The organism is Rheinheimera sp. NSM (assembly GCF_052380015.1).
Lineage (GTDB): Bacteria > Pseudomonadota > Gammaproteobacteria > Enterobacterales > Alteromonadaceae > Alishewanella.
Genome location: NZ_JBQTCI010000003.1, coordinates 70,527 through 84,820 on the forward strand (window position 1 = coordinate 70,527; position 14,294 = coordinate 84,820).

Sequence of the window (14,294 nt, forward strand, 5' to 3'; positions counted from 1 at the left end):
CTTAATCTGGTTCAAACCCGGGTTTTAATTTCTGTTGTCAGCTTTTCTACAAAGGCTGCAACCGACATTTTACCCAAATCTTCACCCTTGCGCGTTCTCAGTGCAATATCACCGGCTTCCATTTCTTTATCACCAACGACAACAAGGTAAGGAATGCGCTTAAGCGTGTGCTCGCGAATTTTAAAGCCTATCTTCTCATTTCTCAAGTCACTTATGACTCTAATACCGTGAGATTTGAAAGTTTTTACTAAATTCTGTACATATTCGGCCTGATTATCGGTAATGTTCATCACCACCACCTGAGTTGGTGCTAACCAAGCCGGGAATAAACCGGCATATTCTTCAATTAAAATACCGATAAAACGTTCAATTGAACCCAAAATAGCACGGTGGATCATTACCGGCGTTTGCTTCTCGCCACTTTCAGCTACAAAGGTCGCACCTAAACGGCCGGGTAATGCAAAGTCTAACTGTACTGTACCGCACTGCCAGGCACGGCCCAGACAGTCGTGTAGAGTAAATTCAATTTTCGGGCCGTAAAACGCGCCTTCGCCCGGCTGTAAATCATAGGCGATATCATTGGCTTTTAACGCTTCGGTTAAGCCCTGCTCAGCGCGGTCCCACATCTCGTCGGTACCGATACGCTGTGCCGGCCGGGTAGACAGTTTAACTGCGACGTTTTTAAAGCCGAAGGTGCTGTAGGTATCAAATACCATTTGGATACATTTGGTCACTTCAGCCTGCACCTGATCTTCAGTACAGAAGATATGCGCATCGTCTTGGGTAAAGCCGCGCACCCGCATTAAACCGTGCAAGCCACCTGATGGCTCGTTACGGTGGCAGCAACCAAACTCAGCCATCCGCAGCGGTAAATCGCGGTATGATTTTAAGCCCTGATTGAAGATCTGCACATGGCCCGGGCAGTTCATTGGCTTAATGGCATATTCGCGGTGCTCAGACTGGGTAGTAAACATGTTGTCGGCGTACTTTTCCCAGTGGCCGGATTTTTCCCACAGCACGCGGTCCATCATTAACGGACCTTTTACTTCGTCGTAGTCGTACTCACCCAGCTTCTCGCGCACAAAGCTTTCCAACTCACGGAAGATGGTCCAGCCGTCGTTGTGCCAGAACACCATACCCGGCGCTTCTTCCTGCCAGTGAAATAAGCCCAGCGCCTTACCGATTTTACGGTGGTCGCGTTTCTCGGCTTCTTCTAACTGCAATAAATACGCCGCCAGTTGCTTTTTATCGGCCCAAGCGGTGCCGTAGACACGCTGCAGCATTTTATTTTTTGAGTCGCCGCGCCAGTAGGCACCGGCCACTTTCATAATTTTAAAGTGCTGGCAAAAACGCATATTCGGCACATGCGGGCCACGGCACATATCAACGTATTCTTCGTGATGGTACAAACCCGGCTGGTCATCTTTGCTAACGTTTTGCTGAAGAATTTCCAGCTTGTAGCTTTCGCCACGGGCTTTAAAAGTATCAACCGCTTCTTGCCAGCTAACCTTTTTCTTAATAACGTCGTATTCGGTTTTCGCCAACTCCTGCATGCGCTGCTCAAGCTTAGCTAAATCGTCGCTGCTAATCGGCTGGTCTAAATCAACGTCGTAGTAAAAGCCGTTATCTATTACCGGACCTATGGCCATTTTCACGTTTGGCCACAGCTGCTTAATGGCATGGCCTAATAAGTGCGCGCAGGAGTGGCGGATAATTTCCAGGCCGTCCTGATCTTTGCTGGTAATAATGCTTAAGGTTGAGTCTGTGGTGATAGGGTCACAGGCATCAACTAACTGGCCATTCACCTTACCGGCGATGGTGGCTTTGGCTAAGCCCGGGCCGATGTCTTTGGCAACATCCATAACTGAAACAGCATGATCAAAAGCGCGCTGGCTGCCATCAGGCAGAGTAATAACTGGCATGATAAATCCTTATACAGTGGTGGCCCATACCAAGGGTCACATGTTAAATAACGAGGCTAAAGCCGCTGTGCAGCAAAGCAGTTAATGGCCTATACAAGAAGCCATCTGCTAAACCGGGCACGGCAGCCGGTAAAAAATGCAGCGCTATAGTAGCATCAGCCGCGGTACTTGACCACACAGCGACAGGCTTTTGCTCAGCTGCAGTGATTTTTCCGCTTTATCAGCCATACTCAAACCACAGCACGACGCGGAGGTTATTATGTGGCAGGCGATTACAGATCATATCAACAGTGAGCTGGGCGGGCAGTTTCATATTACGCAGAAAACTCAACTTAGCGGTGGTGAAATTAATCTGGCCTGGCATATCAGCAACACTGAACAGGATTTCTTTGTCAAAATTAATCAACGCGAACAATTCGAGCAGTTTGAAACCGAAGCTTTAAGCCTGCAGGCATTGCGCCAGCACCACTGTATTCGCGTACCGGATGTGATCTGTGCCGGCCAAACTATTGATAAAGCCTTTTTGGTACTTGAATACTTACCACTGATTAACGACAACGGCGGCGACTGGCGCCAACTGGCACAGCAATTAGCCTTACTGCATAAACAACACGACCAGGCAATGTATGGTTTTGACTGGGACAATATGCTTGGCCGCACTGTGCAGCCAAATAAATGGCAAAGTAACTGGAGCAGCTTTTTTTCTGAGCAACGTATCGGTTGGCTATTACAGTTGCTGCTGGAACAAGGCTTCGGCTTTGGCAAAATTGATCACCTGGTAGAGCAATGCCGCCAGCGCCTGCAACATTACCAACCCCCACCCAGCCTGCTGCACGGCGACTTATGGCGTGGCAATGTCGGCTTTATGACAAGCGGCGCGGCGGTGTTTGATCCCGCCTGCTATTATGGCGACAGAGAAACCGACATCGCCTACAGCAGCCTGTTTGGTCGCTTTGATGACAGCTTTTATCAGGCGTACAATGAGTTTTATCCGCTGGATGCCGATTTTGAGCAGCGCAAAGCGTTGTACAATCTGTATCATGTGTTAAACCATGCTTATTTGTTTCGCGGTGCTTATCTGGTCCAGGCGCAGGAAATGGTAAAACAGCTGTTTTACTAGACTGCAGCCGGCCACAACAATAACGCCGCCTGTAGTTCAGGAAGAATACCAGATGTCCACTCCCGCTACCCAACCTGTTGTGCTTATTACCGGCAGCGCCAAACGTCTTGGCCGGCAAATGATAGAAACACTGCACCGGCAGCAATACCGCGTCATTATTCATTGCAACCGCTCCCGCAGCGAAGCCGACGCTTTGGCACAACAGTTAAACCAACTCCGGCCACACAGCGCGGCAGTATTGCAGGCCGACTTACTCGATATTGCAGCGCTGCCACAGCTGGCACAACAGGCTCTGGCTTGTTTTAACCGGCTGGATGTATTGGTAAACAATGCCTCGGCGTTTTATCCCACCGCAGTTGGCAGCGCAACACCGGCACAGTGGCAGGAGTTATTTGGCAGCAATGTGCAGGCGCCCTACTTCTTAAGCCAGGCCTTAGCGCCACAGCTGGCAAAAAACCACGGCGCCATTATTAACATGGTAGATATTCACGCCGAAAAGCCGCTGCTGGGCCACAGCATTTACTGTATGGCCAAAGCCGCCTTGTTAATGATGACAAAGTCGCTGGCACGGGAATTAGCGCCTACAATCAGAGTCAATGGTATTGCACCGGGCGCAATTTTATGGCCTGACTCGCCGGCAACAGCAACACCGCTGGCAGAGCAGGATAAAGCGCAGATTCTGGCGCAAATACCGTTACAACGGCTGGGAGCCACCACCGATATTGCGCAAACCCTGCTGTTTTTATTACAGGCGCCTTATATCACCGGGCAAATTATTGCCGTAGATGGCGGCCGCAGTTTAGGCGGCAGCAATAAGGCCTGATATTAAGCTACGCCAGTTAGCGGCGGAGGGAGTATGGACATACTGCACAAAACCATTGAATGCCCGTTTTGCGGTCACCCTGTGCATCTGAGTGTGGAGGTAACCGATGAAGACCAGGATTACATCGAGGACTGCAGTAACTGCTGCAACCCTATCCATGTGCGGGTGCATAAAGATGAGCTGCACCACAGTGTGCAGCTGTTTATCGACGCCGACGACGAACAGTATTACTAAGTCGTCGTAGCAGTAAAACGCTCTGCCATAATACGCTCTACCGTTTGCACTATGGTTTGCGTTTGCTGGTCCAGCTCGATATTTAGTATATCGCCCGGCTGCTTTTGCCCAAGGGTGGTAACAGCCAGGGTTTCCGGGATCAAATACAAACTAAAACCATCGGCATAGGTTTCGCCTACCGTTAAGCTGCAGCCTTCCACCGCAATAAAGCCTTTGCTAAGAATATAACGCATATATTCCGGCGCCAGCGTCAGGCGCATCGCACAGTTATTAGTGCTTTTATCCACCGCCGTTATCGTCGCCGTGGTTTGAATATGGCCGGAAACAATATGGCCGCCCAATTCACTGCCAAAGCTTAACGAGCGCTCAAAGTTAACCGCATCGCCCACTTTTAAGCCGCCCAGGTTAGTTTTGCTTAAGGTTTCGGCTATTACATCAAAACACACCCAACCGGCGTTACTGTCAAAATCGGTTACCGTTAAACAAACACCGTTAACGGCAATACTGGCGCCACGGCTTAAATTCTGCAGGTGTGCAGCGCCCGGCTGCAGGGTTAACTGACGAAATGCCGCTTTATCGGCAATGGCTGTTAACTCAGCCTTAGTTTGAACTATTCCGGTAAACATAAGCCCCCATTTGTGCTACATTGCGCGCCATTACACGCTGCTGATACAACAGACCTGCATATGTTACCTTTTTCCCGCTTTGAAGCCAGAACCATCCTGAAACTTTCCGGCCCCATAGTGCTGGCGCAGCTGACACAAACCTTAATGTACTTTGTCGATACCGTAATGGCCGGCCGATACAGCGCGGTTGATATGGCAGCGATAGCCGTCGCCTCCGGTTTATGGTTTCCGGTGGTCATGACCATGCAAGGGTTATTGCTGGCGCTTACGCCGATAGTGGCGCAGTATTACGGCAGCAAGCAGGTAAAACCGGTAACCCACTTTACTATGCAGGCCATGTACCTGGCCATGGCATTAGCGGCGGCGCTGTTTGTCGTGATGCTGTATGTGCATGTACCTATAGATTTGCTGAACATGGATGAAACCCTGCGGCAAAAATCGCTCGACTACTTATATTACGTCAGCTTTGGCTTGTTCCCGGCAGCAGGCTATATGGTGCTGCGCAGCATGTTTGAAGGTATCGGCAATACCAAAGCCAGCATGTGGATAGGCTTTGTCGGTATCCTGGTGAATATTCCGGCCAACTATGTGTTTATTTACGGCAAGCTCGGCATGCCCGCCATGGGTGGCGCCGGTTGCGGTATCGCCACCGCGCTGGTGTTCTTAGCCATGTTTATCGCCATGTTGGTATACGGCTGGTTTAGCCGCAGCACGGCAAATTACCGCACGCATCCGGATAGCTACAGCGTTAATCTGAAAGATATCTGGCAGATTGTTTGTATCGGTACCCCGATTGCCTTTTCTATCTTCTTTGAAGTTACCCTGTTTGCCTGTATCCCGCTGGCCATAGTGCATCTTGGCCCTATTATGGTGGCAGGCCATCAGATCGCGCAAAACTACAGCGGTATAGTGTTTATGCTGCCGCTGTCATTGGGTATGGCAACCACTATCCGTGTGGGCCATCTGGTAGGCCAGCAAAGCATTATGGAGCTGAAAAAAGCCGTGTCGACAGCCATCATACTGGCGGTGCTGATATCCTTGGTGATCGCCGGCCTGACCTTTATTCTCAGAGGCAGTATTGCAGCGCTGTATTCGCCTGACGCTACCGTTATTGCGCTGGCGGCGTCCTTGCTTATTCTGGCCTGTTTTTATCAGGTGTCTGATGCCATCCAGGTAGTGTCGGCTTGTGCCCTGCGCGGCATGAAAGTGACCAAACCGGTATTTTTTATTACCTTTATTGCCTACTGGCCAATCGGTTTTGGCCTGGGTGCCGTACTGGGATTAACCAACTGGCTGGTACCGGCGATGGGCGCTCATGGCTTTTGGATTGGTATTATCGCCGGGCTTAGCGTGGCCGCTGTGCTACTGGCCATTATCTTAAAACGCACTTTGCTTAAGTTAGAACTGCAAGCGGGTTAGACTATGAGGCCGTTGAAAAGATGAAGTTATGGCTGCTGCCACTGCTGCTGATTAACCTTATTGCCTGCTCAGACAATAACGGTGAGAAAGCGCTGCAGAACTATCAACAACGACTGGAGCGGGTGCTGGACACGGAAATAGCCGGTACACCACGCCCTGCTGCCGCGCCATTGACGGCACCACGTGATTTAAAACAACCGCTGCCGGATTTGCGGCTGGATCTTACCGATGCCTACGCCACCCGGCACTGCAGCCTGGATACCCTAATCGGCGAGCGCAACTCCAGCCTGGGTAAAGTGTACAGCGCCAGCAAACAGCTAAGCTACGAGCTGCGCTTTTTAAGCCAGTTACAACACTGCCTGCAGCAAAACTGGGACAACAGCGCGCTGTTAAGCCAGTTACAACAGGTGTACCGGCAAAAACAACACAGCATTGATATTGCCTTTAATAATATGCTGCTAACCGACGATACGCTGCGCAAAGAACTGCTGGGCATACGCAAAGCGCTGCCACTGCAAACTGCGCCCGGCTTTAGCGAAACCTGGCAAGCGCTAACCGAACTGAACCGGTTGCAGCAGTTTATCGCAGAGCAAAACTGGCAGGCTGCCAGCCAGGTGGATATCGAGCAACAACTGCAGTTGTTGTACCGCTATAACTTTGTTGCCAGGTTGCAATACAGTTTACGTGCTGCCAACCATCAGTTGGCACAACTTAACCTGCTAACCGAAGCCGTTGCGCCCATAACACTGTGCCCGCAGCAACGTGACAGCGAACAGTTACAAATTCTGGCCAATGTGTTCAGCAAGTATTTTGTCAGCGAAATACAGCTGTATACCAGCGAGCTAAGCCGCTACCACCAGCAGCTGTGGCCGCTGCTACAGCAACTGTATCAACACACCGACCTGAACACCCCGCTCACATTGCGTTTTGAACAAACGTACCTGGATATGCGCACCGAACTAAGCCGCCATGTAAAATGGTGGCAAGCGCTGAACAGCCAATGCCCGGTTAAACTTACCGCACAGCAATAAGCCGCCAATACGGCGAAAAATGCACCAAACACACAGTGTTAGCAGAAAAACACTTGCCATTGCCCCACTGGCGCAATAACATAGCCGCCGTTGTCTGCCAAGCTTAGCTTTGGCCTGCAACCTAAAGTGTGCGTCCTTAGCTCAGCTGGTTAGAGCACCACCTTGACATGGTGGGGGTCGGTGGTTCGAGTCCACTAGGACGCACCAATAAATTTAAACAAAAACGCCGCTCAAACTTAATAAGTTCAGCGGCGTTTTTGTTTAATACTCCTAACGGCAATGAAAGATCATGCCACCATGATGTAAAGTGTTCCGGTCAACAAACACATCATCGCGGTCCCGGTAAGTAGCCGCTGCAGGGCCGGCTCCAGCCCCTGAAGAGTTGCTTACGTCATACTTTGGTCGTTGTTGGTAGTAAGTGTTGTGTACTCTGATAGCGACCACGCCTGAACAGTAACACCATGATGAGCCCAAAAAGAGCAGTGCCTGCACCAGCCAACGGCACTGAGCTCAAGCTAAAGCCGGTATTGAGCATCGCAGCGCCAAGCATTGCACCTAAGGCATTACCCAGATTAAACGCGCCTATATTCATGGCTGAGGCTAAACTGGGTGCCTCTTTTGCCTCCTGCACCACTAAAGACTGCAGTGGTGGCACCAGGGCAAAACTGGCTATGCCCCATAAAAAGATTAACGGCGCAACAATCATCTTCGATGACAGGGTTACAGCAAAAACCACTAATAACACCGCTACTGCGATTAAAGAAAACACCAGGGTTAAATCCAGCGAGCGATCGGCAAAGCGGCCACCAAGATAATTACCAACGGACAACCCCACGCCATACAAAACCAGCATCGCAGTAATAAAAATGGTTGAAGCCTGAGTTTCATCCTGCAAAATTGGCACTATGTAGGTAAACACAGTGAACATGGCGCTTGAACTGACAACGGTTAATAACAGCGCGATTAACACCGGTCCTTTAGTGAGTACCCGCAACTCATCCCGTACATTGGCCTTGCGCTCGTTAGCAAGAGGCGGTAATGACATCCGTAGTGCAAGCATGGTAATTACGCCAATCGCTGCCATGGCAAAAAAAGCCGGCCGCCAGCCAATCACCTCACCAATATAAGCCGCCAACGGCACGCCACCTATTGTTGCAATAGTCAGCCCGGAAAACATTGCTGCCACTGCGCCGGCACGTTTTTCCGGCGGTACTACACTCATGGCAACAATAGCGCCCACACCAAAAAAAGCCCCATGATTAAACGAAGTAATAATACGCCCCAGCAATAACACGTTGTAACTGTCGGCCATTGCCGATACCAGATTACCTAATGTGAAAATTGCCATCGACAACAGCAGCAAGTTCCGTCGTGCCATATTGGCAAACACTAAGGTCATAAAAGGCGCCCCAACCAGCACACCAAAAGCATAAGCGCTGATTAACATCCCGGCGGTAGGAATAGAAACAGCTAAATCATTGGCAATGACAGGTAACATTCCCATTGGAGAAAATTCCGTCACACCAATGCCAAAAGCGCCGAGGGCAAGAGCAAGCAAAGGAATATTGATTTTCATATGAACTCTCGTTAATTTGTGATGTATGAGAATATAACCGATGAAAAACTGCTGAAAAAGTAGCGTCGAAGATATTCAGCTTTGCTTTGGAGGCACAAATGAACCACGGAAAAACCGATAAAACTGCTGAAATGGAAACCTTTTTGTGTGTGGCCTGCACCGGCAGTTTAAGTGCTGCCGCCCGTGAGCTGGAGCTTACCCCTTCGGCCGTTAGCCGGATCATGACCCGGCTTGAAAAGCGCCTGGGTGTCAGATTAATTGTCCGCAGTACCCGCAGCCTGCGCTTAACCAGCGAAGGTGAGTCTTATGCGCTTGCCGCCAGGCGGATTTTAAAAGATTTAGACGATACAGAAACCGCTATCGCCAACCGCGGCAGCCCAAGTGGCAATATCAAGCTCAGTACCGCAACAGCACACAGCCGCCTGACAATTGTGCCGTTAATAAAAGAATTTCTGCAGCGTTATCCTGACATCACTATTGAAATAGATGTGTCGGATCAAATCCGCGATGTCAGTGCCGGCCATGTCGACGTTGCTATCCGCTTTGGTCCGCTGGCAGATAACGGCCTGCATGCCAGGCGTCTTGGCGAAACCGGCAGGGTTGTAGTAGCGTCACCTGAATATCTGGCAAGCGCAGGCATACCGCAAAAGCCGGCCGATTTAGCGCAGCATAATTGCTTAGACTTTAGCTTTCGCCGCTTAGAACCGGGTTGGCCGTTTCGTGAAAGTGGCCGCGATTTTATGTTAGCCGTGAACGGCAATGTTATTGCAAACAATGGTGAAACCCTGGTGGAGCTTGCGCTGCAAGGGATCGGCATTACCAGAGTGGGCTGTTTTCATGTGCAACCGGCTCTGGCAAGCGGGCAACTGGTGCCTTTACTGGAAGAATATAACCCGCAAGACCGCGAAGCTATCCATGCGGTTTTTATCGGTGGTAAAAATATTCCGGCAAGAATACGGGTATTTGTCGATTATCTGGTTGAAAAAATGCAGTACGTTTAACCACATTAACCGGCTTTGTCGCCAGACAAACTGAGTTTTAACTGCCTGCTGTAGGTTCTGCTGACTTTCAGCGATTTACTGTTCACTAACGTCAGGTTGTACTCTGAATTGATTAAGGGTTCGAGCCTGGCGACATGTTGCAGGTTAACAATGGTTGATTTGTGAATACGCAAAAAGCCATCGGGCAACACATCGTTGATCAGGCTTTTTAATCTGGCCCGCATCACGAAGGTATCATCCCGGGTGTGCACACACATATAGTCGCCGGCAGCATCTATCCATAAAATATCGGCATAGGGGATCAATTGCGCCGGGTGATGCCCGTCCTGGATCACCAGCTTTTCCTGCTCAATGCGGTATGCGCTGCCAGGCTCTGTCTGCCGGGCGGTGTCACCATTTAGCAAGATGTCGCGTACTTCCAACATATGCTGCTTATTGGCCGGGCTATTAAGCCTTAATGATACCCTGGCTATGGCTTCTGCCAAACGCTCTTTTTTTACCGGCTTAAGTAAATAATCCAGCGCCCTTACTTCAAACGCCTTAACGGCATATTGATGAAAAGCCGTAACAAAAATAATCGCCGGGCACGATTCCGGCTGCAGCTGTTTAATCAGCTCAAAACCCGATTTACCGGGCATTTCTATATCGAGGAAAATTAAATCCGGCGCAGATTGACTGATTAATGCCATGGCTTCGTCAACACTGCGCGCATGTCCAACGATGCTGATCTGTGAAAATGCGGCCAGCCGGATGGCCAGCCCTTCGATAGCACTGTATTCGTCATCTACCAGTAAGGTTTTCAGTGGCTTCATCAAAGGCTCTCAAGCGTCTCCAGTGGAATTGACATACAGATCCAGGCACCACCCTTTTCATCATTGCCCAGCTTAAAACAACTGGCTTCCGGATAAATCAGCTGCAGTCTGTCGCGGCAGTTTTTCATACCAATGCCACCTGACGCCGGCTCTGCCAGATTAAAACCAGTACCGCTATCACTCACTCTGATATGTAACCGGCTGTCATCACAGCTAAAATTAACGGCAATAGCAATATTATTCTTGTTGCCAATACCGTGTTTTAAGGCATTTTCAACCAGCGGCTGCAGTAGTAAAGATGGCATCAGCGCAGAGTTGCAGCCTTTGTCTGCACTGATCTGTACATTAAGTTCACTTTGAAAGCGGCACTGTTCAATATCAATATAGGTTTGCAACAGCGTGATTTCTTCCTGTACCGTGATTTTTTCCAGCGGATCGGTGTATAAGCTGTAACGCAGGAAATCACAGAGTTTTTCCAGCATAATTACCGCGTTGGCGTTGTGCTGCTTCAGGATCAGGGTACAGATAGCATTAATACTGTTAAACATAAAATGCGGATTCAACTGATAACGCAACATTTTAAGCTGTGACTCTTTTGCCAGATGCAGCGCTTCTGCCGCTTTATGCTTTTGCTCAGCATTATCCAGATAGATTTTTATACCATAGTAACCGGCGGTCCAGGTTGCCAGCATGGTTAACGACGCCGAGGTCCAGGTACCAAAGTCGAACCAGGTCATCCGTTGCCACCAACTGCCATAAAACCACTGCAAGCTATGCCATTTAAATTGAGTCCACAGCAGTGACGCCGCCAGTAAACAGATAATATGCAAGCAAACGCTTACCCCGGCCGGTTCCTGCCTGAACCAGCCATATAGCTTTCTTAACAGCAGAGTAATAAAAAAGCCGCAGCAGGTATCCAGTAGCAAATGAGGCAGATGAATTGCCCACGGCTCCTGGCCGGGCATTTTAATCATCAGTTCAGTAAGCACAGCATAGGCTACCCAACCACAATATTGGCATAACCAGAACAGCTGCGTTTTTGATTCTAACTTTATCAAGTTACTTTCACTTCACTATCACTTCACTGCCTTAGCCTTAGCGCTGAATATCGTGCCGGGCCTGTTATTACCCGGCACGATATCACTGTATTTACTGCGCGCAGTCAAGTAGCTGTGTTGTTTGAGCCACACTGTTAACCAGCGCTATATCCGCCAGTGCCAGGCTAAATTGCTGTGTTGTGCTTAGCCGCATGGCATCTTCTGCTACTTGCGGTGCGCTGGCACCTTCGCAGTGCAGTGGCAGCGCTATACTATGCCATTGACCGCGCTCAAGGCCAGTTAAAAGCGGCAGCAGCGATTCTGCGCGCAGGCATGAGGACTGCTGACACATCAGCGCTATGCTGACATCTGCCACCGGCGTTTGATCAAGCCGGATACTCATTTGCAAAAATTTACTGTCGCCAAGCGCAGTTAATGGCTGTGCTGCCGCGTATTTCAGGCTGGCACTGGCATTGCCCCCCTCAGTTTGCCAGACAAACTTACGGCCATCTTCCTGATAGGCTAAATTAACGGACTGCATCGATAAACTTTTACCATCGCCACTGACAGCTGACGACGCATTGACCGTTTTTTGCCCTGTTGTGCTGTCTGATAATGCCCACGCCAAACCGTCGGCCAGGTTTCTGACAAATAATGGCAGCTGTTCGCCGCTGTGTTGTTTTGCTGCCGCACGGGTCACTTCTGAAAGTGGCGCCAGCCTGGTGTTGTCGGCATAGGTAAGGCCGTAGCCATAAGCAAACAACGGCTGGTACTGCGCATCTTTGACATTAAGCAGGTACTGATCATCGTATTTGGGCCAGGAAAAGCTCAGTTTACCGCTAAAGTCGTACTGTATATTGCCCTTGCTGTCGCTCAGCAACACATCAGCAATACCCTGGCCTTCCGAGCCGGGTAACCAGGCAGCGACAAAAGCATCAGAAGCGTTCAGCTCTTTATTTACCCACAGCGGCCGGCCGCTTAAAAACACCGTTACCAGCGGAATATTCTGCTGCTTTAAGCGTTGCAGCAGTGCTAAATCGCGCTTATTGCCATGCTGATATTCCAATAGCTGAATATCGCCAAACCACTCTGCATAGGGCTCTTCGCCAATAACCACTATGGCCACATCCGGCTTGCTGCTGTATTGGCCATCGGCACGGAGTTCTACCGTACCGCCGGCGGCTTCAATTTGCTGGCGTAAGCCGGCATATACTGACGTAGCGTTAGGAAAATCGGCATTGGTGTTATCCGTACCCTGCCAGGATACACTCCAGCCACCGGCCTGTTTGGCAATATTGTCGGCACCGTCACCGGCAATCAGTACCCGGCTTTTTGGCGAAACAGGCAGAATATTATTATTGTTTTTCAGCAACACCAGCGATTTTCTTACCGCTTCTCTGGCCAACTCACGGTGTTCAGGCGCATTAAACCACTCTGGCTTTAACGATTCCGGCCGGGTTGAGGGTTTACCACGCGTAAATACGCCCCAGCGTATTTTGGCGCGCAAAAACCGCCGTACTGCATCATCAAGCCTTGCGGTTGCAATAACACCGTCTTTTACCTGCTGCACCGTATTGTGGTAAAAGGCTTCAAAGTGCTCCGGCACCATCATTACATCCACACCGGCATTAAAGGCGGCGGCGCATTGCTCTAAATCGCAGCCATCAACAAATTTATGCGCATTCCAATCGCTTATGACAAAGCCGTCAAAGCCCATTTGCTGTTTCAGTACTTCGGTCAGCAGGTAGTGATCACCGTGCACCCGCTTGCCGTTCCAACTGTTAAAGGATGCCATCACCGACTGCACCCCGGCGCTGATAGCGGTGTAATAACCTGCAGCATGGATATTACGCAAGCTTTGCTCATCGGCCAGCGTATCGCCACGGTCAAGGCCGTTTTCGGTGCCGCCATCGCCGATAAAATGCTTGGCAGTGGCAATACGGTGATAAAAGCTTAAAAAATCAGCGCCAATATCACCTTGTACCCCGGTTACCATCGGCCCGGCATAGGCCGCGACAACGTCAGGATCTTCAGCGTAACTTTCATAGGTGCGGCCCCAGCGATCATCTCTTACCACGGCAACGGTGGGGGCAAACATCCACTCGATACCGGTTGCCGCCACTTCTTTAGCGGTGGCGTGGCCAATCCGGTGAATTAAATCAGCATCTCTGGCAGCCCCCAGGCCTATATTGTGCGGAAACAAGGTGGCGCCAAACACATTGCTGTGGCCATGCATAGCATCGGTGCCCCAGATGGTTGGAATGCTGCTGCCATCTTTGCTGCTGTCGACCGAGGCGGCATACATTTCATCGGCATATTTTAGCCAGGTTTTGGCATCCGCCTGCTTCTGGCCATAGGGTGCAGTGTTGCCACCATTCAGATAAGAGCCAAAGCCGTATTTGCGCATTTGTTCAACACTCAAATAGCCAATTTCCGGCTGGACAATTTGCGCCACCTTCTGCTCTATGGTCATGTTTGCCAGCAAGGCATCCAGCTGTTGCTCGGTTGCCGCATCGGTTTTTAACGCCGTGTCGGCCTTTGGCCAGCTAACTCCAGCTGCATCTGCAGCCAGGCCGCTTAACGGAAGCAGCAGCGAGCCTAACAAAAAGGTGTTGCGAAGCGCTGCATCTGATAGTGAAAACATAACGGGTTCCTTTGCGTCAGCAGCGGCAATACCAACAGATTGCCGCTGC

The 14,294-nt window shown here is 50.2% G+C and carries 12 protein-coding genes and 1 tRNA gene; 7 read left to right on the plus strand and 6 right to left on the minus strand.

All coding sequences use genetic code 11. The features are described 5' to 3' along the window. Nucleotides 1-11 precede the first annotated feature (11 nt). On the minus strand, nucleotides 12-1,922 hold the full coding sequence (thrS, locus tag ACTZWV_RS09635) for a threonine--tRNA ligase (protein ID WP_444786337.1): 1,911 nt from the start codon (nucleotides 1,920-1,922) through the stop codon (nucleotides 12-14). Between the two features lie 259 nt (nucleotides 1,923-2,181). Between thrS and ACTZWV_RS09640 the strand changes: the two genes are divergently transcribed. Genes ACTZWV_RS09640 through ACTZWV_RS09650 form a run of 3 tightly spaced genes read left to right on the plus strand, consistent with a single transcriptional unit; the run spans nucleotide 2,182 to nucleotide 4,099 of the window. Beyond that, the gene (locus ACTZWV_RS09640; RefSeq protein ID WP_444786338.1) at nucleotides 2,182-3,042 is read left to right on the plus strand and encodes a fructosamine kinase family protein; all 861 of its coding nucleotides are present in this window, start codon (nucleotides 2,182-2,184) and stop codon (nucleotides 3,040-3,042) included. A 52-nt stretch (nucleotides 3,043-3,094) separates the two neighbouring features. After that, nucleotides 3,095-3,865 carry a pteridine reductase gene (locus tag ACTZWV_RS09645; RefSeq protein WP_444786339.1) on the plus strand — a complete coding sequence of 257 codons (771 nt, stop codon included), beginning with the start codon at nucleotides 3,095-3,097 and terminating at the stop codon, nucleotides 3,863-3,865. A gap of 33 nt (nucleotides 3,866-3,898) precedes the next feature. Continuing rightward, complete coding sequence (locus ACTZWV_RS09650; RefSeq protein WP_444786340.1) at nucleotides 3,899-4,099, plus strand: CPXCG motif-containing cysteine-rich protein; 201 nt, start codon at nucleotides 3,899-3,901, stop codon at nucleotides 4,097-4,099. Here ACTZWV_RS09650 and ACTZWV_RS09655 read toward each other — a convergent pair. Further along, nucleotides 4,096-4,725 carry a riboflavin synthase subunit alpha gene (locus ACTZWV_RS09655; protein WP_444786341.1) on the minus strand — a complete coding sequence of 210 codons (630 nt, stop codon included), beginning with the start codon at nucleotides 4,723-4,725 and terminating at the stop codon, nucleotides 4,096-4,098. The two genes, ACTZWV_RS09650 and ACTZWV_RS09655, sit on opposite strands and share 4 nt — an antisense overlap. A 60-nt stretch (nucleotides 4,726-4,785) precedes the next feature. On the opposite strand from ACTZWV_RS09655, the gene ACTZWV_RS09660 reads away from it, so the two are divergent. The 3 genes from ACTZWV_RS09660 (at nucleotide 4,786) to ACTZWV_RS09670 (ending at nucleotide 7,382) form a co-directional block, all read left to right on the plus strand. After that, nucleotides 4,786-6,144: an MATE family efflux transporter gene (locus tag ACTZWV_RS09660; RefSeq protein WP_444786342.1), complete on the plus strand. Its 1,359-nt coding sequence runs from the start codon at nucleotides 4,786-4,788 to the stop codon at nucleotides 6,142-6,144. A 20-nt stretch (nucleotides 6,145-6,164) separates the two neighbouring features. Next, the gene (locus ACTZWV_RS09665) at nucleotides 6,165-7,175 is read left to right on the plus strand and encodes a DUF3080 family protein (RefSeq protein WP_444786343.1); all 1,011 of its coding nucleotides are present in this window, start codon (nucleotides 6,165-6,167) and stop codon (nucleotides 7,173-7,175) included. Between the two features lie 130 nt (nucleotides 7,176-7,305). After that, nucleotides 7,306-7,382: transfer RNA gene (locus tag ACTZWV_RS09670), tRNA-Val, on the plus strand. Between the two features lie 184 nt (nucleotides 7,383-7,566). Here ACTZWV_RS09670 and ACTZWV_RS09675 read toward each other — a convergent pair. Next, nucleotides 7,567-8,751, minus strand: coding sequence for an MFS transporter (locus tag ACTZWV_RS09675; RefSeq protein ID WP_444786344.1), 1,185 nt, complete (start codon nucleotides 8,749-8,751; stop codon nucleotides 7,567-7,569). 98 nt (nucleotides 8,752-8,849) lie between these two features. On the opposite strand from ACTZWV_RS09675, the gene ACTZWV_RS09680 reads away from it, so the two are divergent. Then, a complete protein-coding gene (locus tag ACTZWV_RS09680; RefSeq protein ID WP_444786345.1) occupies nucleotides 8,850-9,752 on the plus strand; it encodes a LysR family transcriptional regulator in 903 nt (300 codons plus the stop codon). Between the two features lie 5 nt (nucleotides 9,753-9,757). Here ACTZWV_RS09680 and ACTZWV_RS09685 read toward each other — a convergent pair whose 3' ends face one another. The 3 genes from ACTZWV_RS09685 to ACTZWV_RS09695 all read right to left on the minus strand — a co-directional run bounded on the left by ACTZWV_RS09685 (nucleotide 9,758) and on the right by ACTZWV_RS09695 (nucleotide 14,245). Next, nucleotides 9,758-10,564: a LytR/AlgR family response regulator transcription factor gene (locus tag ACTZWV_RS09685; protein ID WP_444786346.1), complete on the minus strand. Its 807-nt coding sequence runs from the start codon at nucleotides 10,562-10,564 to the stop codon at nucleotides 9,758-9,760. Continuing rightward, nucleotides 10,564-11,622 (minus strand): sensor histidine kinase, encoded by a 1,059-nt coding sequence (locus ACTZWV_RS09690; protein ID WP_444786347.1) that lies wholly within the window; start codon nucleotides 11,620-11,622, stop codon nucleotides 10,564-10,566. Before ACTZWV_RS09690 ends, ACTZWV_RS09685 begins: the two co-directional genes overlap by 1 nt. Before the next feature lie 91 nt (nucleotides 11,623-11,713). Further along, complete coding sequence (locus ACTZWV_RS09695; RefSeq protein WP_444786348.1) at nucleotides 11,714-14,245, minus strand: glycoside hydrolase family 3 N-terminal domain-containing protein; 2,532 nt, start codon at nucleotides 14,243-14,245, stop codon at nucleotides 11,714-11,716. Nucleotides 14,246-14,294: the final 49 nt, after the last annotated feature.